Consider the following 21,768-nt stretch of genomic DNA (forward strand, 5'->3'; position numbering starts at 1 on the left):
ATCCACGGGATGCCGTCGCTCCCAAGATGCGAAACGGTGCAGGCAATAGCGCGCTAGACGGCTCAAGAAGCCTCGGTCGCCCCTTCGCTACTAGCGGTGGACGACTGCACTTTGGTACCTGCTGTACCAGGTGCGCGGCGACGTCGCGGCTGAGCTTCGGCAGAGTCGAGACGAACAATTGCACCTGGGACTTTGCGCGCTACGAAATTTACGATGATCTGGGTAGCATCGCGCACTGTGTCCATCGCGTGCACATTGAATCCAGCTTGTTCGTAGAGTCGCAAGACGTCCTGCAGAGTTCGCTGGTAAAAGAACCAGTCCAAGTGCCATTGATAGGGAGTCTGGTCGTATTGCTCAGTGTCCTTGAAAGCAATGTACAAAACACCCTGCTCGTTGAGAGTCTCCCCCCAGCCATGTAGCAATCCCACCAAGTGCTCATCGGTGAGGTAGTCGCAAAGACCGACACTATAGATCACATCAAATTTGCCGAAATGGCGAATCGTGTTCTCAGCCGACCGCGTGCGCAACGCGTTGTAGCGATTCATCGACATCGTTGTCGAGTCAGGAAGCTGCGGTTTCACGTGCTGACTGACATAGTCGATTGCTTGCGGATCATTGTCCAATGCGACAACCTCGACTCGCTGAGAGCGGGCGGCGGGCCACTGCAAAAACTCGCGACAGGGACCACTGGCGATATCAAGTATGCGCACCGGTGCGTCGCCATCGCGACGTCCCAGCTCGGTCAAGAGAAAGCTACGAACCGATGCCATTCTGGCGCGCACGGCTCGGGCCAAAGGTAGATCGAGGATGCACAAATCAATGTAGCCACCCAATCCACAGGCTGGCGTCGCTTCCTCGTAGAGCTTTAGCAACATTTCGTAATCGCCCGCAAAACCACTGGGCTTCGTGCGGGAGCGATGTGCAATCCAGCTCTGCTCCATCCAATGGCCCGTTCGATCGCGAAACAGCTTCTGTGCTTCCAACACTTGCGGTTGGGTAATGCCTTCCGTGGTCTCAAATTCTCGGCAAGCGGCTTGCGATTTTTCAAACGCGGCCAAAACCTGCTGGTGCCAACGATCACCGTGAACCGGAACTTGATCCGCGGGAATCTCTTTTTCTAGTTGCGAAAGGGAGCCAGCAAACTCCTCAATACTACTAAGAAATGTCGTGAGAGCGCTCGTATAGCTTGGTGCAGAACTGGTTTGAGAAGCTGCCATCAGTAGTCCTCTGAAAGGAAAAGACGAAGTTCATTAAGCGAAACCGATGTTTACTTAGAGCTTCCGTAGGAATTTTCATTCCTTCGTTCAAAGGGGCAAGCGAATTATTACAACAATCTACGCCGCCACCAGTACACAGACCGAATTCCTCGCGCGTTTCTCTTTTTGTGTCCTAGACTGTACCGTGCATCTAGATAGAAACCCCATCAGTTCAGGGGGAGGCATGCCTGCTATCCTCGAAGGGCAAGAGAATTGAATACGCATTGGTTTCAGCAACTTGTCATTGACGAACCGCTTCCAGTATTGGAGGGAGGTCGTTATCTCTATCGGGAGACGCTACACGCAGATCCAAAGAAGCAAACGCTGCGATGTACGGATTCCCGCACTCAAGCAGATTTGGTGGTCAGAGCGTTTAATACGCAGCTCTTGCCGGCAGGTGCCAAAACACTTTTGCTCCACGAAGCGGAGGTCGGATCCCAAGTTAGTCCTTCCGGTGTATTACCCATCCTCGAATATGGCTACCAAGAGGACATTCTCTACATCGTCTTACCGTTCGCCTATGGCATTCGCCTCGACCAGCAATTCCAGCAAGAACGACTCACGCTTTCCGCCTGCCTGAGGCTGGGGATTCAGTTATTTCAGTCGCTCGCCGACCTCCACAATGCGGGTGCGATTCACCGCAATATTAGGCCATCGAACATCTTCATTCGCGACACCACCGCGGAGAAGATTTCGATTATTGGATTGGGGGATATCAAGCGGTTTAACCAGGAGAAGCTCTACGGACAGCACGCGGCCAGCAGCGTCATGTACATGTCTCCCGAGGAAACCGGCTCGATCGACTACGATGTTGGGCCCTCATCCGATCTTTACTCCGCCGGTGTACTGCTCTTCCAGTGCCTAACTGGCGTTCCTCCGTTTGCCTCAGGTAGCGTCAGTTCGGTACTCTTGGAGCATTTGACCGCGAGCGTTCCCGATATCTGCAGTCTGACTCCCAACGCCCCCCGGGAATTGAATGAGGTAGTCCAGCGTCTGCTGCACAAGGATCCCCGAGATCGCTATCAAACCGCGACTGCTGTCGCCACAGACCTCCGCGCTATTGAACATGCGCTTGGACAAATGCACCCGTCACGTATTGTCGTTGGAGTCACCGACCGCCGGCGGTCGTTGACGGTCCCCGCCTTCGTCAATCGCGATATAGGGTTACCACAATTGTCCCAGGCGCTAGATGAAACCAACGAGGGGCAAGGTTGCTTGGTCTACGTTGAAGGAGTTTCTGGCAGCGGAAAAAGCCGCTTACTCATCGAGACGGCCAAGCTCGCTCGAAGTCGGCGGCAACTCGTCTTACGAGGACAGTGCGTCAATCGTGTGGGGAATTCGCCGTATGCAGTGTTTGATGGAATTGTCGATGGATTGCAAAATGCTATTCAAGAAAGCCCCGCTGCCCTGGACGAGATACGCAAGCAACTTGGTGATTTAAGCGAAACCTTGGTGGCAGCTTTACCGCGACTGAGAGAGATGCTGGCAGTAGCAGCCAGCGGAGTAGTTGCTCCTGAGGCATTCGGTGAAAACCGAACGGTCGAAGCTCTGCAGCGATTCCTGGAGTGCGTCGGGGAGGTTTTCGGGCCGACCATCGTAATGTTGGACGATTGCCAGTGGTGTGATGCCCTGACCCTGCGCGTCATTCAGAGATGGCGCGAAAAATCGGAACGCGTCGCTCTAAAGACGACATTGATCGCTTCTTTCCGACACGAAGAGGTCGACGAGACGCACCTGTTGAGAAATCAGTCTCCGCGTCACCACATCGCTTTGCAACCATTCTCCGATGAAGAAGTCGGAAAGTTGCTTGAGTCGATGGCGGGCAGCTTGCCACGCGAAGTATTGCGTACCGTGCAACGCCTGGCGCAGGGCAGTCCCTTCATGGCTACAGCCGTGTTGCGTGGCCTCGTTGAAGCATCCGCTCTAGTGCCGTTGGAAACGGGTTGGCAGATTCGAGCTGCAGCCTTCGCGGATCTCCAATCCTCGGATCAAGCTGCTTCCATTTTGGCTAAGCGGATCGACCTCCTACCTAAGGACACCCTACGCGTCCTGTCTATCGGTGCCCTCCTGGGTAAGGAGTTTTGTCTCGATATCAGCATGGCATTGGCTGAGGTCACTGCGGCGGAAATTTTCGAAGCCTTGCGGCAGGCTCGCGAGCGTCAGCTTGTCTGGGCAAAGTCTGACGGAGCTAGCTTTACGTTCGTTCATGACCAGATCCGCGCCGCCCTGCAACGCTGGCTGCCTGACGACGAAAAGCGGCCCCTTCACCACCGGGCTGCCGAGTACCTCGAGGAACATTCACCAGACCATTTTGCAGAAATCGCCTATCACTTCGATCAAGCGGGGGAACCGCAACGGGCTATAGAGTTTGCGATACGTGCCGCCGAACAGGCTCGTCGACAGTTTTCGCTGGAGTCTGCCGAGCAACAGTATCTGATAGCCGTCCGTAGCGCAACAACCGCCGACTTACAGACTCGCTTCAATATCTCTTCAGGCCTGGGTACGACATTGATGTTGCGTGGCAAGTATGCCGACGCCGCCGTCTACTTAGCACAGGCTGCCGAATTTGCCGACGGCACTTTCGCGAAAGCTCAGATCCAGACGCAGCAAGCAGAACTGAATTTTAAGCGGGGCGATATGGATCAGGCGACCGTTGCCTTTGAGCATGCCCTAGGCTCGTTGGGATGTTTTGTTCCACAGAATGCATTAGCTGTGTTCAGCGCACTCTGCTTTGAGGCTTGCGTGCAAATCCTGCACACGTTGCTTCCACGATGGTTTGTACACCGTATCAAACGGGAGCCAGATGCGTCCACCACGCTTGCAATCGGGCTCTACAGTAAACTAACCCACGGCTATTGGTTTTGCCGCACAAAGGGGCAGTGTTTGTGGGCGCATTTGCGAGGCCTCAATCTAGCCGAGCGCTATGCACCGACCCCAGAATTGGCACATGCGTACTCGGAACATGCCCCCGTGGTGAGCCTGATCCCACTGTTTCACCGTGCCGTTACCTATGCTGAAAAGTCCTTGGCTCTGCGCAAGCACTTTCAAGATGTCTGGGGAGAGGGGCAAACGCTTACCTTCTACAGCTGCGTTTTGTACTATGCGTCCGATTTTCGAAAATGTGTCGAAAAGGGACGCGAGGCGGTACGGCTACTGGAGATGACTGGCGACTACTGGCAAGTGCACATTGCCAGATATCAAGTTGCTGCCTCCCTCTACCATCTCGGCGATTTTGAGGGCGCGTTGAACGAAGTCCGTCTAAATTATCGCTCAGGTACAGAACTGGGTGACGAACAGGCCTCCGGTATCATCTTTGATGTGTGGGCACGTGTCTTCCGGACACCGCTCCCCACCGAGTTACTGGAAGTTGAACTGCAACGCTCGCGGCAAGATCGTCAGGGCTCCGTGCAAGTTCTCATTGCTGCCGGCATCCATGACGTCTATCAACATCAATGGCCGACCGCAATCGAGTCTCTCGAGCAGGCCTACGCACTGGCTCGCAAGGCTGGGATCCTCAACGCATACACACTACCAGCTTCGGCTTGGTTGGCTACCGCCTACCGTCGACAGGCTGCCGAGGTGCAGACGTATCAACCGCGACAATGCAAGCACCTTCTTCACAAAGCCAAGACCGCAGCGCGACGTGCAATTCGGCAATCCAAGCTCTGTAGGAATGACCTGCCGCGCGCCTATCGCGAACTGGCCTTGGCCTATGCGATGCAAGGCAATCATCAGCGGATGCTACGCTTCCTGGATAAAAGTGTGCTGACCGCCCGCCAACATCATGCTGAGTATGAGCTCGCTCTATCGCTGTACTACCGCGGAACACTCACCAATTCAGTTACCTCATACAACGGTCAAGCGGATCTATCCGCAGCCAAGGCATTGTTCGAATCTTTAGACGCACGCCAACCCAAAGAGTCCAGCGCTACTCACGAGCTGGAGCAGAGCCTATCGTTGGTCGATCGATTCGATCGCGTCCTACACTCCGGACGAAGTATCGCTTCGGCTCTGTCGGCGGATCGAATCTTTGCAGAGGCCAAAACAGCCGCCGTGCGTTTGCTGCGCGGCGATGAATGCTACTTCATCGAGCTCGACGACGAACAGTGTCCGATCAATCAGTCTGGGTACAGTTTGGACTCGGAAATGCTGGGCTTCGTGCAATCTGCGATTGATGCGGGCCAAGCGATCTCGATCTCAAACGATTCTTCCACCGAAGATTCCAGTACCGCGACCGGTGATCGCTCTCGACTCTGTGTCCCGATTCGCAAGCGAGATTCCGTCGTTGCCTGCCTCTACGTTGCGCACCATCAAGTGCGTAATTTGTTCGGTGAGGATGAGCTGCGACTCGCCGATTTTGTTGCGGCGATTACGGGTGCTGCTCTGGAGAATGCAGCTGGCTTCTATGAGCTCGAACAACTCAATGCAACCTTGGAGCAGCGAGTGGCCGATGGTACCGCAGTGGCACGTGCTCGTGCCGACGACCTGGCGAAGTCCAATACGCAGCTGGAGCGTACAACCCGCGAGCTGCTCGTCGTCCAGGAACAACTTCAGGACGCTAAGGAAACCGCCGAATTTGCCAACGATTCCAAGAGTCGATTCTTGGCTACGATGAGCCATGAAATTCGAACCCCAATGAACGGAATCCTCGGGATGACAGAACTAGCGTTGCGTTCAGAATTGAACAACAAACAGCGGAATTGCCTCACAATCGTGAAACAGTCTGGCAACGCGCTGCTGGGACTGCTCAACGACATCCTCGACCTATCTAAGGTTGAGGCGGGGAAAATGGAATTGGAGAATATCCAGTTCGAACCGACCGCAACCATTGTGGATGCGATCAAATTGCTTTCAATCAATGCCGCGAACAAACAAGTCGAATTGGTTTGCGATCTGTCACCAGAATTGCCGCAATCGCTTTACGGGGATCCGTGCCGCTTGAGACAGATCATTGTCAACTTGGTTGGAAATGCAATCAAATTCACTGATGTTGGAGAGGTCGTGGTACGAGCACGATTGACCACGGATTCATCCGACCGCTCCTGCCTCCAGCTCTCAGTACGCGACACCGGCCCCGGCATTCCTCCAGCCAAGCATCAAGCGATCTTTGAGTCCTTCCAGCAAGACGACTCCTCCACAACACGCCGCTACGGCGGCACGGGACTTGGACTGACGATTTCTGCCCAATTGGTAGCTCTCATGGAAGGCAAAATTTGGGTCGACAGTGAACTAGGGCAGGGCAGCACGTTCCACGTGCAGCTGCCTCTCTCTCAGGCCGTCCCAGCGGAATCCTTCACCCACTCTCTAGCAGACACATCCATTGCCATCGTGACTTCCGTATTTTCAGCGGCGGAAAGCTATCGAGATACGCTCCAGTTTGCAGGTGCCCATTGCACCCATCTCACTGACCTAGAACCCAATGTAACAGCGCTATCCGCCGCAGCGAACTCGAACGCCCGAAGGTCGATCATCCTGTTTGACCTCGGATTCCAGAGTTCAGAATGGCCATCCACCGATTCGATTCGAGCGCTTCAACAAGCTCAGGTTGAAGTATTCGTACTACTGCCGGTCAACGCGCCAGAAGAGGCAACGCTCAAATTAGGCATCCCCTATGAGAACTGCTTAGCAAAACCGACCTCTGCCAAAGAATTGGTTGAAGCACTAACCACATCATCTTCCGAGGATATCGAGAGCAACGTGGCGACAAACTCACCCGCATCAACCGCAGGACTCAGTATCCTTCTGGTGGATGACGCTGAGATCAATCAAGAGGTCGCACAGGGGGTCCTGGAAATCTTTGGACACCGATGTACCGTCGCATCCTCTGGACAGGAGGCAGTAGATGCAAACCACCAAGATTCGTTTGATGTCGTCCTGATGGATCTCGAAATGCCCGGCATGGATGGTCTTCAGGCCACGCGTGAGATCCGTAAAACAGATAACGGCCCTCATCGCACTCCGATCATCGCAATGACTGCTCACGTTTTGGAAGGAACCGAAATCAAGTGTCTGGAAGCGGGCATGGACGCCTGTCTCACCAAACCCATCCAGCCAGAGACGCTGCAAGCCATGCTTTTGCATTGGACAACAGGCAACCTCCAACCGGCCTATTGATAGACCGACAATCCAAAGCTCAAGAAATGCGCATCCAGGGAGTTCTCAACGCTTGTACCAGCCAGAGCCCCAGAACCCGGTGCAAAGATGGGACCAGTCCGATTGCTATCGAGCATGTAGCTGTAACCGATATTCACGGCGGTCGTCGGGGCAGTTTGAATGGACAACCCAGTACTGAGCATGTGCTGGTAGATCAGCGGCGACGCGACGTTGAAAAAAGCCTCATTGTTGCTGACCGGATTTTGATTGTAGGTATAGCCACCGCGGATCGCGATGCCATCGTGCACTTGGAATTGGGCGCCTAAGGCAGTGGCCAGTACCGAACTCCAATCGAGTCCCACAAGACGGCCTGTCCCGTCAAATTCGGCGGGATCTCCCAAACCTGCTGTATTGGCGTAATCCACAAAGCGGACGTCGCAGGCGAACAGCCAGCGGTCTATTCCAGCATACGAGGTGCCCAGTGAAAGAACCAAGGGCAGATCGATGTCAGCCGTCAACGTGCGAGGTCCTCCCGTTGCGTCCTCACCATTGAAGTCAAACTTCTCCATCCACGTGGGACTCTTCAGCGACGCACCGAAACGCCATTCATCGTCATAGATATAGAAAGCACCGACTTGAAATCCGGCTCCCCAGTGGTAACGCGTCGAACGTCCGGAGGAATAGCCATTCGAATTTGGCGAATCAAAGACAAAGGGCTCAATTCCCAGCTGTCCGGTAGTGATGGTGGGGCCGGCCGCGATCGAGAGTCTCTCGGTTAGGGAATAGGAAATGACCGGAGCCAGCTGCATGAACGATGCTTCAGAACTAACACGTCCCAAGCCACCACCCGCTTGAGGTGCCAGAACCGGATTGCTGGGATCCGTCTGCAGATTGGTCTTAAATCCTGCCACCGCGTTCACACCTAAACCATAGGTGAGGGCGGGATTCGTCGACTTGTGAACCCAACCAATATTAGGGATGGGAAAAACGCCTGGGTCCGCCTCCGTCTCTCCATGGGCATTTCCCGCGGTCGACGCCAAGGTATGATTGGCAAACAAGAGATCTAAGCTGAACTCAGTTTCGCTAGCCGCCAAGCCGCTGATAGTGGCGGGATTCCAATAGAGAGCCCCTAGGGCATCGATGGGTGCGGCGGTTGACGCCCCTCCCATACTGCGATTGACCGGACCAGCTGCAGAAATCAGCAGGCCTTGCGCATTCACACTGTGGGAGCAAAGTAGTGCAAAGATGACCGTCCAATAGAGCTTCTGTGCAGAACGAGCGACTTGCATTTACGTTGCCTTGGTTTTAACGAACGGACGATCGACGAATGCCTCTGGTACATTCGGCACAACTGGTGCAGCATGACTACATTAATCGTAATTGTTTCCGAGAAGTTAAAGTTGCAAGTCTAGGAGTCGCTCCACCTCCACCGAGCACCGTGCCGTGACGGCGCCACAACATCGATTTTCCAAGGTTCCGAAGTTGACTCCCTGACACGCTGCGCAATCTCTTCGGCTGCCGGTTTGGATTCAGCGAATCCAAAGATCGTCGGCCCCCAACTGCTTTGGCCAACTCCCTGCAAGCCTGCGCGCTGGGCCTGCAGTACGGCCGAGGCGACCTCGGGGCCGTTGAACTTGCCTCCCTGGACCTCATGGAACATCTTCGATGCTAAGTCCATGTAGCGATCCAGCAAGGAGATGAATTTGCCAAATGCGAACGCCCCCGCCTGGAACGACTCCAACATTTCCTCCGCAATACTCAGCATACGGTTACGGTCTGGATTCGGAGTCCGGCCGATGCGAGCCAGCAGCTTTGCTTCCGAATCTCCGAAAACGCGCCGATTGCTCATCGGTTGTATCAAGAGTACGCGCCACGATTCCGGCAAATTGATCGTCTGACAATCAAAACCACGTGACCTCGCTTCCCCCTTAGATTGGCTAGCGGACTCACCGCGATCCAGCACCAACCCGCCACTCAGAAAGCACTGCAATCCGATGGCCGAACGCAATCCTCGTCCTGACCGCTCAGCCAACTCCTGCAATCCTAGCACTCCCGCAACCTGGGACACTGGCTGCCACCCCTCTCCCATCGGAAGAGAACCTTGCGTCTGCGTTTTTTGCCAGAGCCACAAACCAAAGGCGGCAGCTACGCCCAACTGAGTGCCACTTCCCAAGCCAGCGTGCGCGGGGAGGCCGGACACAAGCTCGATGCTAGGCACAGGACAGCCATTATGGTTGCCAGCCAGCCAACGTTCTAGGATGGGACGCAGACGCTTCGCGCTGTCCCGCTTGGCTCGATTTTGCGAAGGCGATTGAGGCCTGTGCTCGACGCAAGCGGGGGAGGAAAATCGCAAGTGGTTTCCCGGCTGGGCAACTCCCAGACCAAGGCCTGCGAAACGCAGAGGCGCAGCGGGGCAGAGTTCCATTAGTCCAAAGTGAATGCGGCAGCCAGTTTGAATCTCGAGCAACGTGCTACTCTCATCCTTTGTTATCTACGAAACCAGTGTGATCTGCATGACCATAGTATTCTACAAAATAGTTCTGTAGCAATTTCCAAGCATCCAACTCGCGTTTCCCGGCAGTCTTTGTAACCGCTACCTCAAGTTTCGCAAGGCTAGCTTCAACCTCTCCCTGCTCCAGCAGATGAACGCGGGTCGCCAAGATTGTGGCTTCGAGTACGGCGTGCTTGGCTCGATTCCATCCCCAAAAGTCGCGGAGATGCCCGCTACTATGCACTGTGGCATGGGCTTCGCTGCGAATTGAGCTGAGGTCCCAGTCGGTGATCTCGAGCCGAAACCATCGGCAAGCAGAAGTCAGGATCTGCCCTCCAGCAGCATGCGGCTGGAATTCGAGCGATAGAGGCTGCCCGAGCGCTGCCTGTACCACGGGCAACACATCGTCGACGATATGAAAGATCCCTACCGGATTGCTGCGGAGCAGTTTGAAAGTTGTGGAAGTCTGGAAAGGGCGCAGCGTCCACCGTGTAAAGTCCTCGCTCACGACAGGCCCCATGGGAGCCACATGGGCGGTCCCATCGTCGCGCTGTGTCGACAGCAGGCCTTCCACAATCATGCTTGGCCCCGTTGCGGTAGCATCGGACTCTCCCATCAATGGGCTCCACTCAGAGCAATTTCTCGGATAAATCGATTGTACATCGCAATCACCTCGTCCCGCTCGTTGTCCCGAAAGGGATCGTGCAGACGGTCCTTGAGAATCTCGACTCGACACCAGGGACCGCCACGTCTGCCAAACTCTTGAGACGCTTCAGGACAAGTCCGGATATCGGCCGTACCGTGGGTCAGCAGCAATGGCGTCGATAGAGTGTGCGCCTGCTCCAATGACCATCTTCCACTATCGATCAATGCCGCTCCCAAACGCAAGGAGAGCTGCGCATGGAATAAGCGATCCTCCCGAAATGCTTGCTGTTCGACCTCTGAGTTCATGAGATGCTTGGGGTTCACCCGCGACCGCAAGCGATAATTGGGAATGCACTTCAGTAGGATTCGCGCCAACCGTTCAAAGGCAGCGCTCGGCGGATTCATCGCCAGAATCATTGGGCTGGAAGAGATCACTCCGGCCGGGCGTGGATACTCTCGTAACGCATAGTTTAAAACCAAGTTTCCCCCCATACTGTGGCCAAACAGGGTAGGGGCAACGCTGGCGTACTCGCGTTGACACCACTGATACATCGCGTGGATATCATCCAACAGCGAAGAATAGGATTGGATGCAACCGCGGGCTTCTGGACTGAGGCCGTGCCCTTGCTGGTCGAATGCAACGACCGCGAACTCGGCAGCCACCCAATCCTCTGCCAGTCGGTGATAACGGGCTCCGTGTTCCCCTAAGCCATGCACGATCAGCACGCACCCCTTGGGGGGCACCTCTGGATCCCAGCGGTGCACATATTTCGATTGGTTGGATGCGATCGTTGTCCACTGGGCGGCGTAGCGCATCGGCGAAGCTCGTCTGTTCTCGTAGAAAATAGAGGAAGTCGCGCAGTATACTCCACAATCCACCAATCGCTCTAGGTGTTCGGCAGGACTACTGCTGCCGCTTCAACATAAACAGCTCATACATGGGATCGGCGATCTGCTCACCACTGGCGTCGCTCAACTCTTCCGCCAAAACTTGATCGAACTGTCCGCGGAAAATTTCTTCAGCCCGCCCACCATCGAAGTAGGCTGCTGGCTTTTGGGTGGCTCGCATCGATTTGATCAGCTCACCGAAAAATGTCTGCCCGACGAAATCGGAGAAAGCCTCTTTGAGAGGAGCGTCCACAGCGTCGCTAGCTGGTTGACTGCCAACCTTCTCCGTCAGCAAGCGGGGCGGTTCTACATTCACCGACACCTGGCTCGGCAAGGGTGGAATCATTCTTCGGTTCCCAACAAGACGCGAAACAGAGACACTATTCGAAGATCACTTCGCCGTACAAATCTCCGTTACGGTCGAGCGTACGGATGATCGCAATCATATCAGCGGTTGGCACGTTCAAGCCATTGAGTGCATCAACGAGATTCTTGAGCTTAGGGCGCATCTCGTTCACAGGCGACTGACTATCCAAACCGGCAAAGCCTCCAACCCCCGGGCGGGCGTCAATGCTCAGATTCTTGTGGTTGATGGCGACCGGATTGATCAGGACATCCTCGCCCATGACAATAACGCCCTCACGCTCGTTGATGACCACACGCTTGTTTTTCTTGATATTGGTCAGCGCGATATCCATCAAGAGCGATACAAACTTCACCGGTTCATCACGATAGACATTCGGAATCATCACCTCGACATGGTGAGCATCAATCGCTTTAGTAGCAATGTACGAGTCCGCGGCAGCACCCACGCCAGTCAGCCCACCCTGATTCAAGCCGTCAATCGCGTCTCCAATGAAAACCGCATTGGAAAAACTTGCCAAGTCTCGATCGAGTATCAGAGTGATTTTGCCATTTTCCGAAAACGCATTGGTAACAGTTGCTTCCATCTTGCAACCGTTGAAAACGGCTCCCGAGGTTGGGATTGAAGGGTTGGGGAGTGAAATCCGTCCTTCAGCCAAAGCATAGACGACGGGCTGGTCTGCCCGAGGACCGAGCAAATAGGCCAACATCAAACGCCCACCCTCCAGACTCTTCGCATTGATCGCATTCACTTCGCAATCAAGCCTATCCCCTTGCTGAGCACCAGCTGCTGGAATTTTGGCCGTGACCATTACTTGGGCAACATTTCCAGCATCCCCCACTTCATCCAGCAAGGGAACACCTTGGGCATCGGTGGCGATACTGGCTCCCATCAACTGGGTTGCCCGCGCCAACGCGCGCATCGTCGGTTTTATGTCACTGTCTCCCGTCCCCTTGAGCCCTACGACTAACCCCCAGCCCTGGAGCGTATTCTCTTCTTGTCCCTTGAGCCGGCACACATCGCGCAACGTGACCACAGACTGCGGAATTGAGGTGGAGCGCGCCACAGAAGCGACCGGAGCCACTTGTGCCACAGTAACGGGACTCATTGCCAGCCAAGCGAGCGCACCACAAACTGCCTGCTGAAGGGCGATTCGATTGAGTGCGTCAGGGCGATTCATGATGGATACTCCGAAGACAGGCGTCGTTTGCCGAGCGTGTTGTTGGCCGATCATAGAGAATTGGCTGAGAGAATAAATAGCAATCGCAGCGTCCGCTCGCTTGCTAGGCAACCACCAGCGGCCCCGCCGCCATGGTTTACTTCATTTTGGCCTACAGGTGGTACTCAATTCGATAGGCGACTTAGAACGGTTGCAGGCGGCTAAACCATTCAGTGAACCATCCGCGGCGATAACCATCACGCGTTTGTCCAGCTTCCCGCTTATCGAGTTTTAGATTGATAATATCGCGACTCAACACCACGTTGTCTGGCCCCAACGCCGTGTCTTGACACTCGCCGCTCAGCGAAACTTCCCAGCGGTTGTCATTGATGGTGATTGTCTTGTGCGCCTCTAGCACTAGGTTTCCATTGGGACGAATGTCCGCAATCGTGGCGGAGATATTCAGGGTGAGAGACTCTCGCGTCGTGAGCGTAGAGCTAGCGCGATAGGTTTGATTCATGGTAGCACTCACCTCAGGATCGCCATCGGACTGTGGAGCCGGTTTCATGGACAGACCATCGAATCGCAGCCACTCTTCTAGGGCTGCGTCATAAATGGAATTCTTCCGTTGCGATGCAATACCATCAGCTGTCATCCGGGCCGATTCATCAACGCGAATCTGCACGATGTCGTGCACCTGCAGGATCCGATTCTTAGGCGGCGGTTGGTAGGTGAAGGCCGAATTCAGCGACAACCCACCGTAGCCTGCTTGCGCGACCATTTGAGGCGCGTACCCCGCCGGTGCGCCCGCCATTGGTCCAACTTGTTCAGGTCCCGGAGGAGCACTACCTTGCTGCGTCGGGCCACTCGAAATGCGTGGGTTGTGATACAGGGAACTGCTTTGCGCTTCAACCGCCGACGCCCCACAGGTGATTAGGCACAAGCAGCATACCCCTTGGCAAAATCTCCGCCAACGGACCTGGCACCCTAAATTACCGCTCAAAAGCATCCCGATCCCCTGATTTATGTCGTGAGTAATTCGTTTGGTAAAGACATGTAGACGCTGCGGTATGCCCGCCGAACGCCTACCGCGCGGTAGTAACTGGTCGACTGGTTGCAGCCACACGTACCTTCATGGGACCCGAAATGGTCGCAAGCAACTTGCGGCGTCCCGCCATCTCGACCTCCACCAGATCGCCAATGGCGCCACCACCCATCGCACGCCCTTGCGTGCTGACCGTGATTCCACCAGCCACACATTCGATGGTAACGATCTCTCCGCGTGACACCACAATGGGATCGCCCAGGAACTCATCGGACAGCGGTAAACCGGTGCTCAGGCTCCGGCGCATTTGCTTGCCAAGCACTTGATCCATATCGGTGAAATACTCAACATCCGCTTTAGAGTTTTTCGGCAATGCTTCATACATCAGTGCGTCGGCGGTCAGCACTTCATCCCGTCGCAAGGGGCGCTTGGCAGCCACAATCATGGGCGGAAACTCGACCGTCGCCATGATGCTAAGGTTCTTCACCTCATCACCATACCGAACTTGGATCACAAACTGCTGCTCCCCAAGCCAGGGCTCACTTCCGCCGCCAACTCCAACGATATTCCGTCGAGAACTCATACTACTGACGTGCGGAGTTGGGATGTGCGCCGTGATCCGCCAGTCGGTTCGTTCCCCAGTCTTCAAAGTCAAATATTCGGAAAGGGCCTGTTCAACGAGCTCCGCGGCTTGACGCACGGTGCGTTCTTGGACAAAGGCCGGAGTCATGGAGGCCATCACTTGGTGTTCCGAGGATTGGACTCGCTCCAGCCTTGCTTGATCGCTGCCGGTCCAACGAATACTGGCTGGGTGAACCCCTCGCAATTCGAGATGCTTGAGCACGTCCTGGCTATACCAAACCTGGGCGGCGCCGGCACGGGGTGCAGGCCCCATTGGCATCTCAAGTACTCGATCAATGGTGCTGCTCTTTCCGGCGGCAACTTCCACCAACTCTCGCAGGTGCACGACGTCTCCCTGGCAGGCCGGTGTCTCCCGGAACCGCAGCACTGTTTTCTCCTCAGCCTCAGCGGCGCAAGCTAGGCTCCAGGTCAACAACGCCAACAGTAAGATTTTAAAGTCCATGAATCGCAGTTCATCCAAAGGTCAATTCGATCTGAAACAATCCACGCGTCACTATCGTCTCAAATTGGAAATGAGCTGGAGAACTTGGTCGCCTGCCTGTACCGCCTGGGAATTGAGCTCGAAGCCTCTTTGGGTAGTGATCAAGTCAATCAATTCAGTAACCGGCTCGACGTTCGATGCTTCGAGAGTGCTTTGCCGAAGAATCCCCAAGCCGTCTGACCCTGGATCACTTAAAATGGGAGAGCTACTGGCATCCGTTTGCTGATACAAATTCTCTCCGACCTTCAGCAACCCATCAGGATTAATGAACTGCGCCATTTGCAATTGGCCCACCTGCTGCAATTCGATGTTTCCAGCCTGGCGCACGCTGACCTGCCCATTGGGGCTGATCACGATATCTGTCGCATCTTGCGGGATGGAAATAGGCGGCTCGATGAGACGCCCCGTTTGCGCGGAACCAATCACCAAGTTTCCATTGGCATTGATATCGAGATTGCCAGACCGAGTGTAAGCGGTGCTTTGCGTCAGTGGATCGAGCACCTGCATAAAGCCATTTCCTTCAATCGCAACATCCAATTGACGCCCTGTCTGCTGGATGGCTCCTTGGCGAAAATCTTTCTGAGTGCTCTGAACACGCACTCCCAAACCGACCTGCGTACCAGTAGCCGTGGGCGTCTGCTGCGAATCGAGCATGCCTGGGTAGGCATCGTTGCGATAAAGTAGGTCTTCAAAATTCGCGCGATCCTTCTTAAACGCAGTCGTATTGATATTCGCCAAATTATTGGCAATAACATCCAACTTCGTCTGCATTGCATCCATGCCGGTCGCGGCGGTGTACAGAGTCTGAATACTCATAAATCTTTACTTTCTGCTAAACAACTAGCCCTGTCGCAGTACACGACTAATCAATTGCCCGGTCGCGTCGTCTTGGGTTTGCATCAATTTCACATTGGCTTCATAGACTCTCGAAGCTTCGATCAACTCCATCATGGCTTTGGTGGGTTCGACAGCCGACATTTCCAGCGCTCCACTGGTCACTTGCCGGTCCCGATCAGCCACCGGAACAAGTGGCGTCAGCGATTCGAAGAGGTTTTCCCCAACACGCGACAAATCCCCCTTCTCCTTGGGGCGCACCAGGCCCACCATTTGGCGCACTCCATCTTGGACGATGGCTCCATCATCCATTGCCTGAAAGGGACGTGTCTTATCAATCACGACCCGACCACCTCCGGCGGATAGAACGGGATCACCGCCGGGCGTCACCAGGGTTCCCTGAGAATCGAATAGAAAATTTCCAGCCCGCGTCAGCATTTGCTTGCCACCATGCTCCACGGTGAAAAAGCTCTGTTCATCGTTAATGGCGAAATCGGTTTGGTTGCCGGTCTGACGGATGGGGCCCTGCTCGAACATCGTCACCGTCGGGTTGATGCCGATACCGCCACCAACGTCATCGACGCCACCCTGTCCGGGAGGGACATCTCCCTGCGCAATGGCCTCCGCATGCTGACTTTGAAGCATGGCCATGTGCGGCTTGAAGCCCGCCGTATTGATGTTCGCTAAATTATGACTCAGAACCTCAAGCCGATGACTTTGTGCATTGGCTCCAGCTGCTGAGAGATAGAGTCCGTATGGCATGACCAACTAGCATTCTACGATCGCACCCCTGCGAAATTGACCTATGACTCTCATTTCGCAGCTTTGCAAGCTCTCGTCAAGATTAGCTTTAAAGAAAGCATTAACACCGAACTATTTTCCGGCGTTCTCCACGAGCAGCATGACACCCAATGCTATCATGCTGCTGGAATTGAGCATGAAGTGGATAATGATGCAGGGCCATACCGACTGCGTGGCTCGATAGATCAAGCCTAGGAAGATTCCCAAGACCGTTAGCGGGATGAAGCTCAGACCGTAGCCCCAGTGGGCCAAGCCGAACAACGTCCCAGCAACCAGCGATGGCCAAATGGGTGGAATCCCCTGGAGGGGCTCCTGACCAGATTCATTACGCTCTTCCAACTCCCCTTCGCCGCGCAAGGGAGGAGGCTCGTAGGGGCTGTTCCCGGGGTTTGGTTGAGCCGCGTTGGAGGTTAACTTGGGCTCGGCACCGACAAGCGTTGCTTCAATAATTCCATCTCCACCCACTTTCTCATCGGCGAGCTCGGATTCCCGGCCCCCGCTGGAAAGGCCAGCGGTGCGCGCAACATACCCCTGAAAACTCTTCCCCTGATAGAACAACGTATTTTCCGGGTCGGTACGGGCAGACTTACTGGCTCCCAACACGACCGCCGGAAAACTACTAAAGGGAATCGATTGCAACCAGCCCTGCAGCAAGCCGCGAAATAGAAACTCTTCGGTCAAAGGGGCCGCGATGGCCGCAGCAAAGACCGCTAACAAGTAGCCATTAACCGACGGCTCGCTCTTCATGGATTCCAACAGAGGATGCGCGTATTCGACCTTCATCCCAAGACTTACCAAAATGTTGCCCAAATACACAATGGGCAACGCGGCGATCCCCCCGATTACACCGACCTTCCAAGTGCTCGATAGTTTGGCGAATCCGAGGCCAACGTGTCGCACCGAAACACTGTAGCGGAGTACCAGCCAAAGCGTTGACACACCCACCACGCACACATAGCCCAAACTAATCAATGCAGATAGTGGAAGGGATCCTCCCGCGTCTTCGCCCAACTCGCGAACCGGCAACCCCAAACTCTTTACCGCAACAGCCAGAGCTACGAACTGGCTGCCGACGACCAGTATTAGCACAATCATAAGGTCGGATAGGCCCCATACACGAGCTTGCCAGGGTGCCACCGGTAGGATCGACTTTCCCTGCGCGTATCGAATCCCCAGCACAATCCAACTGACCACCGCGCCGGCCAACATCGCGAGCACAAGCAAGCTAAATCCCAACATGACCAACATCAACAACGGATGCTGCTGGAAAAATTCAGGGGAGAGATCCGGTGCGTCAACTTGCATTGCGAAGACTGTTTATCAGCGAGGTGGATGTTGATTGGCGAGCAGGGGTACTCTATCAGGAATGCTTAAAATCTAACTCGCGTTTCGAGCGAGTCGCACAGCCTGAATCACATAGTCCGCGCCGGAAGCAACGGTCATCAAGACAGCTAGCCAGATCAGCACACTTGTCGTCCATACCAACCAAACCGCGTCGGTCACTCCGTCGAGCAACAGCAGGCTTGAGACAACTGCAGCGCACTGGAACAGCATTTTCCATTTCCCCAAGGAGCGCGCCGAAAAATCCCCTCCCTTGCCTTCCACCATGGCTCGGATACTGGTCACCAAGAACTCCCGGCCCACGATCACCGTTACCATCCACGCATCAATGCCACTACCCGCACAACCGACCAAAGCGATTAAGGCAGCGGTGATAATAATCTTGTCGACAAACGGGTCGAGCACCCGTCCCAACTTAGTGACTTGATTGAATTTGCGCGCCCACCAACCGTCTACAAAATCGGTTGACGCGGCTACCACAAACACGAACAAGGCTGGCATGAATTGTTGGAACTCAATAAGAATCCCCACAAAGAACGCCAAGCCGAGTCGAGCCATCGACAGGGCATTGGGCACGTTCCAGATTTGATCGCCAGCAGCACTGGCTGGAGACTGATCCGAGTGCTCTACTTGAGTCGTTGTCGCGGCCACAGCTTACGATCTCTCGCTTTTAAAAGTTTAGAAGTGGTGGTAGAGGCAGAACCGTGAAGTAGAGGATGCTTTTTCTAGCCAAGCCGTGCGAAGAATCGAGCAAGCCATTCGCAGTTTTTACTACGGAATCGCCAACCTACTCACCCCCGTAGCGTACCAAACTTGGCATTCTCCAATTCGTCCCCAACCGATGCGGGCTCCCGCGCGAGACAGCCTACTATCGTGGCGAGCCAATTGCAGCCCCCACAAGGTCATAATCTTGGTGGCTGACAATCTCGGTGGGAACGATTTGCCCCATGCTCAGAGGCTTGTGGGGCTGGCCTGTCACATAGACCAAGGCGTCTACGTCTGGCGCGTCGGCAAACGTTCGCCCGACCCAAACGTTCTTCTCTTTGTCAACGGCCTTATCCAAGATGACTTCCAAGGCTTGACCAACCTGCCGCTTGCTCCAGTCAAATGCGATCTTTTGTTGCACTTCCATCAAGACCCGCTGCCGCTCAACTTTGACTTCGTCTGGCAGATGGTTAGGCAATTTTGCGGCTGGCGTATCGGGTTCGAGTGAATAGGTGAAGGCTCCTAAGCGTTCGAATTTCGCCTCTTTAACAAACTCAACCAACTCCTCGAAGTGTGCGTCGGTTTCACCAGGAAATCCAGTGATAAAGGTGGTCCGCATCACGAGATCATCAATTCGCCCTCGCAACTTGGCAACCAGCTCTCGCGTACTATCGGGAGTCACGCGTCGCGACATACGCCGGAGCATTTCGGCATTGAAATGCTGCAGAGGCATATCGATGTAGGGCACGATTTTTTCCGAATCGGCAATGGCATCGATCAACCGATCGTCGATATACATCGGATAGAAGTACATGAGACGAATCCATTCGAGGCCGTCCACTTTTTCGAGTTCCGCCAGCAGTTCGGTCAAGCGACTCTCGCCGTAGATATCTCGGCCATAGTAGGTCGTATCCTGGGCTACGACGATCAACTCCCGCGTCCCCGACTCCGCCAGTTGGCGGGCTTCCTTGAGGATCGTTTCTAGTGGCTTGCTGGCATGCTTGCCGCGCATCTTGGGGATTGCACAGAACGTGCACAATCGATCGCAACCCTCAGAGATCTTGAGGTATGCGAAATGGGGAGGCGTAATCCGCAGCCGGTTGGAATCATCCAAGGCGCGAATCGGGGCAGGGCGAAACACCGTGCGTTGCTCGTCTAAACCATCGACTAGGCGATTGGCCATCTGCGTGATATCGTCGCGGCTGAAGACCCCCACCAACGAATCGATTTCCGGCCGTTGCTCCAACAGCTTGGCGCGCTCTCGCTCGGCCAAGCAGCCCGATACAATCACACCCTTGATACGCCCCTGCCGCTTGAGGTCCAGCATCTGGTCGATGGCCTCAAAAGACTCTTGCCGCGCGTTGTCGATGAAACCACAAGTGTTGATGACCACAAAGTCAGAAGACTCGGGGTCTGGTACCAACTGAAAGCCCTCGTCGCGCAGCAATCCCAGCATCCGTTCGCTGTCCACCAAATTCTTGGGGCAGCCCAAACTAATGAAAGAGTACTTGCCCCGTGTCTCGTCGACGGGTAGATCCGCTCCCAAAGTGGGGGACGGGGTACTGTCAACGATGGGAAGCGAAATTTGCGGCATGGCTAATGGTTGCTAGAGTGAACTCGACCGACGGATGCTTCGCCCCCGAAACTCATCCCCTCAGCGCGTCTTCAGCAATCTCGAGAAAAGGGCTGAAACGAGGTAGAGATAGTGGCAAAGCCGACACGGCACATCGCGTGCGGGACCAATTATACAGCGTTTCTCAGATTCCGCATGCCTAAATCGCAATCGGCCCTTGCCGGGCGTTCTAACTGCAATCGGCAGCTCCCCGTTGCTGGTTCAATTGCCGACTTGCGCTCAACAACGCTTCATGCTCCCAATCCGTCAGCGCCAGCCGACCTTCGCGATGCAGCTTTCGAAGAATTTCATCAATATCAGCCTCCCGCACCAGCGCCGCGTCAGGCTGGTCCAATGCAGCCTTGGAAACCCAATGCTGTGCCCCGTCTCCATCGGAATCTTGCTCGAAGCCGGTATTCACCCCAGCGGAGGGTTCCGGGGCAAACGAAAACCCCAGTGGAAGCGCCGTCCCAGGGGATTGGGCGGAATCGGCGCGAATCACCCGTTCAATCTTGGGCGAAAACTGGCGTTCTAATTCGGCCGCACGGGCAATCTCCCAGCGTCCCGCCACCATTAAATAGACCGCTGCGGCAATTGCGGCGTACCACCCCACGATATCTTGCTGCTGCCCGGAGCCCATAACGGCCAGCGTCACTCCGCTCCCCACCGCTAACACCGCTAAATGCGAATCCAATCTGCTCAGACTACGAAAGACCGTCGGCTCCAGCGTTCCTTTGGCCCGCCAAGCAAACCAAGCGTATCCCACCGCTCGAAAATCAAAGGGAAGGGTAGGCAGGAAATTCAGTCCCATCAGAAACAGGTTGACCCAAAGAATTTGGGTTGACCAAGCCACATTGGACCATCCGCCTCGGAAGTCAAAAACCGAATGCCAATCGGTCACTTGAGAATGGGCTGCTAAAGTCGCTGCCGAGACGACAGCCCCCACCGAAGCTAATCCCAGCGAGGCCAACTGCCCCGAAATCCCGTACATGAGCACGCGGTGCGGCGGCAGATACTCATACTCGGTCGATAAATTTCCGCTGGGTCCCGCAATGCACTCGATATCTTGGAAGTAGGCTCCCAAGGATAATTGCTGAGTCGCTAAGCGAACCGTCAGGCTCACGCACCACACCACCGGCAGCGTCACAGCCACGCTCCGAAACTCGGCCCATTCTGGACGCAAGTAGCTCATGCATAAGAACAGACCGGACAAGGTACCCAAAGTCAGTAACAGTGACATATGGATATGTGACCGCCCTAGAACCCAATGATGAGGGTATTGGGCGAAGATGCGTCCAGGGGGCTGCGGAAGTTTCATGAGTGGCTTACTGGAAGAGGATTTTCCTATGCCACCATCTTGTACCCATTTTGCAAATTGATCAACTGTTTTTCACAATTTCGCGTAAATACG

At 54.9% G+C, this 21,768-nt stretch carries 16 protein-coding genes; 1 reads left to right on the forward strand and 15 read right to left on the reverse strand.

Features of this window, described 5'->3' with window-relative positions; translation table 11 throughout:
• Window positions 1–62: 62 nt before the first annotated feature.
• Window positions 63–1,217, reverse strand: coding sequence for a class I SAM-dependent methyltransferase (locus Q31a_RS15450; RefSeq protein WP_145079596.1), 1,155 nt, complete (start codon window positions 1,215–1,217; stop codon window positions 63–65).
• 252 nt (window positions 1,218–1,469) lie between these two features.
• On the opposite strand from Q31a_RS15450, the gene Q31a_RS15455 reads away from it, so the two are divergent.
• Window positions 1,470–7,370, forward strand: coding sequence for an ATP-binding protein (locus tag Q31a_RS15455; protein WP_145079599.1), 5,901 nt, complete (start codon window positions 1,470–1,472; stop codon window positions 7,368–7,370).
• Here Q31a_RS15455 and Q31a_RS15460 read toward each other — a convergent pair.
• From Q31a_RS15460 to Q31a_RS15525, 14 genes are all read right to left on the reverse strand, one after another.
• Window positions 7,364–8,638, reverse strand: coding sequence for an OmpP1/FadL family transporter (locus Q31a_RS15460; protein ID WP_145079602.1), 1,275 nt, complete (start codon window positions 8,636–8,638; stop codon window positions 7,364–7,366). The two genes, Q31a_RS15455 and Q31a_RS15460, sit on opposite strands and share 7 nt — an antisense overlap.
• 119 nt (window positions 8,639–8,757) lie before the next feature.
• Window positions 8,758–9,816 (reverse strand): hypothetical protein, encoded by a 1,059-nt coding sequence (locus tag Q31a_RS15465; RefSeq protein ID WP_145079605.1) that lies wholly within the window; start codon window positions 9,814–9,816, stop codon window positions 8,758–8,760.
• Window positions 9,817–9,826: 10 nt separating this feature from the next.
• The gene (locus Q31a_RS15470; RefSeq protein WP_145079608.1) at window positions 9,827–10,456 is read right to left on the reverse strand and encodes a DUF447 domain-containing protein; all 630 of its coding nucleotides are present in this window, start codon (window positions 10,454–10,456) and stop codon (window positions 9,827–9,829) included.
• Window positions 10,456–11,301 (reverse strand): alpha/beta hydrolase, encoded by an 846-nt coding sequence (locus Q31a_RS15475; RefSeq protein ID WP_145079611.1) that lies wholly within the window; start codon window positions 11,299–11,301, stop codon window positions 10,456–10,458. Before Q31a_RS15475 ends, Q31a_RS15470 begins: the two co-directional genes overlap by 1 nt.
• Before the next feature lie 88 nt (window positions 11,302–11,389).
• Window positions 11,390–11,719, reverse strand: coding sequence for a rod-binding protein (locus tag Q31a_RS15480; protein ID WP_145079614.1), 330 nt, complete (start codon window positions 11,717–11,719; stop codon window positions 11,390–11,392).
• Between the two features lie 34 nt (window positions 11,720–11,753).
• Entirely contained in the window at window positions 11,754–12,917 is a 1,164-nt protein-coding gene (locus Q31a_RS15485) for a flagellar basal body P-ring protein FlgI (protein ID WP_231690777.1), read from the reverse strand.
• 181 nt (window positions 12,918–13,098) lie between these two features.
• A complete protein-coding gene (locus Q31a_RS15490; protein ID WP_197355308.1) occupies window positions 13,099–13,710 on the reverse strand; it encodes a flagellar basal body L-ring protein FlgH in 612 nt (203 codons plus the stop codon).
• Window positions 13,711–13,981: 271 nt separating this feature from the next.
• Complete coding sequence (gene flgA / locus Q31a_RS15495; protein WP_145079621.1) at window positions 13,982–15,025, reverse strand: flagellar basal body P-ring formation chaperone FlgA; 1,044 nt, start codon at window positions 15,023–15,025, stop codon at window positions 13,982–13,984.
• Between the two features lie 51 nt (window positions 15,026–15,076).
• Complete coding sequence (gene flgG, locus Q31a_RS15500) at window positions 15,077–15,880, reverse strand: flagellar basal-body rod protein FlgG (protein ID WP_145079624.1); 804 nt, start codon at window positions 15,878–15,880, stop codon at window positions 15,077–15,079.
• Window positions 15,881–15,904: 24 nt separating this feature from the next.
• Complete coding sequence (locus Q31a_RS15505; protein ID WP_145079626.1) at window positions 15,905–16,660, reverse strand: flagellar hook-basal body protein; 756 nt, start codon at window positions 16,658–16,660, stop codon at window positions 15,905–15,907.
• Window positions 16,661–16,771: 111 nt separating this feature from the next.
• Window positions 16,772–18,004 (reverse strand): CPBP family intramembrane glutamic endopeptidase, encoded by a 1,233-nt coding sequence (locus tag Q31a_RS15510; protein WP_145079629.1) that lies wholly within the window; start codon window positions 18,002–18,004, stop codon window positions 16,772–16,774.
• Window positions 18,005–18,076: 72 nt separating this feature from the next.
• Entirely contained in the window at window positions 18,077–18,691 is a 615-nt protein-coding gene (gene pgsA, locus Q31a_RS15515; protein ID WP_145079632.1) for a CDP-diacylglycerol--glycerol-3-phosphate 3-phosphatidyltransferase, read from the reverse strand.
• Between the two features lie 217 nt (window positions 18,692–18,908).
• Window positions 18,909–20,339 carry a 30S ribosomal protein S12 methylthiotransferase RimO gene (gene rimO / locus Q31a_RS15520; RefSeq protein ID WP_145079635.1) on the reverse strand — a complete coding sequence of 477 codons (1,431 nt, stop codon included), beginning with the start codon at window positions 20,337–20,339 and terminating at the stop codon, window positions 18,909–18,911.
• A gap of 208 nt (window positions 20,340–20,547) precedes the next feature.
• Window positions 20,548–21,675, reverse strand: coding sequence for a hypothetical protein (locus Q31a_RS15525; protein WP_145079638.1), 1,128 nt, complete (start codon window positions 21,673–21,675; stop codon window positions 20,548–20,550).
• Window positions 21,676–21,768 lie beyond the last annotated feature (93 nt).

It is taken from the genome of Aureliella helgolandensis (assembly GCF_007752135.1).
Lineage (GTDB): Bacteria > Planctomycetota > Planctomycetia > Pirellulales > Pirellulaceae > Aureliella > Aureliella helgolandensis.

Excerpts from the sequence above, each read along its gene's own strand:
- Q31a_RS15450 (WP_145079596.1), bottom strand. The coding sequence starts at position 1,217 with ATGGCAGCTTCTCAAACCAGTTCTGCACCAAGCTATACGAGCGCTCTC.
- Q31a_RS15460 (WP_145079602.1), bottom strand. The coding sequence starts at position 8,638 with ATGCAAGTCGCTCGTTCTGCACAGAAGCTCTATTGGACGGTCATCTTT.
- Q31a_RS15470 (WP_145079608.1), bottom strand. The coding sequence starts at position 10,456 with ATGGGAGAGTCCGATGCTACCGCAACGGGGCCAAGCATGATTGTGGAA.
- Q31a_RS15475 (WP_145079611.1), bottom strand. The coding sequence starts at position 11,301 with ATGCGCTACGCCGCCCAGTGGACAACGATCGCATCCAACCAATCGAAA.
- Q31a_RS15480 (WP_145079614.1), bottom strand. The coding sequence starts at position 11,719 with ATGATTCCACCCTTGCCGAGCCAGGTGTCGGTGAATGTAGAACCGCCC.
- Q31a_RS15485 (WP_231690777.1), bottom strand. The coding sequence starts at position 12,917 with ATGAATCGCCCTGACGCACTCAATCGAATCGCCCTTCAGCAGGCAGTT.
- Q31a_RS15490 (WP_197355308.1), bottom strand. The coding sequence starts at position 13,710 with ATGGCGGGCGCACCGGCGGGGTACGCGCCTCAAATGGTCGCGCAAGCA.
- flgA (WP_145079621.1), bottom strand. The coding sequence starts at position 15,025 with ATGGACTTTAAAATCTTACTGTTGGCGTTGTTGACCTGGAGCCTAGCT.
- flgG (WP_145079624.1), bottom strand. The coding sequence starts at position 15,880 with ATGAGTATTCAGACTCTGTACACCGCCGCGACCGGCATGGATGCAATG.
- Q31a_RS15505 (WP_145079626.1), bottom strand. The coding sequence starts at position 16,660 with ATGCCATACGGACTCTATCTCTCAGCAGCTGGAGCCAATGCACAAAGT.
- Q31a_RS15510 (WP_145079629.1), bottom strand. The coding sequence starts at position 18,004 with ATGCAAGTTGACGCACCGGATCTCTCCCCTGAATTTTTCCAGCAGCAT.
- rimO (WP_145079635.1), bottom strand. The coding sequence starts at position 20,339 with ATGCCGCAAATTTCGCTTCCCATCGTTGACAGTACCCCGTCCCCCACT.
- Q31a_RS15525 (WP_145079638.1), bottom strand. The coding sequence starts at position 21,675 with ATGAAACTTCCGCAGCCCCCTGGACGCATCTTCGCCCAATACCCTCAT.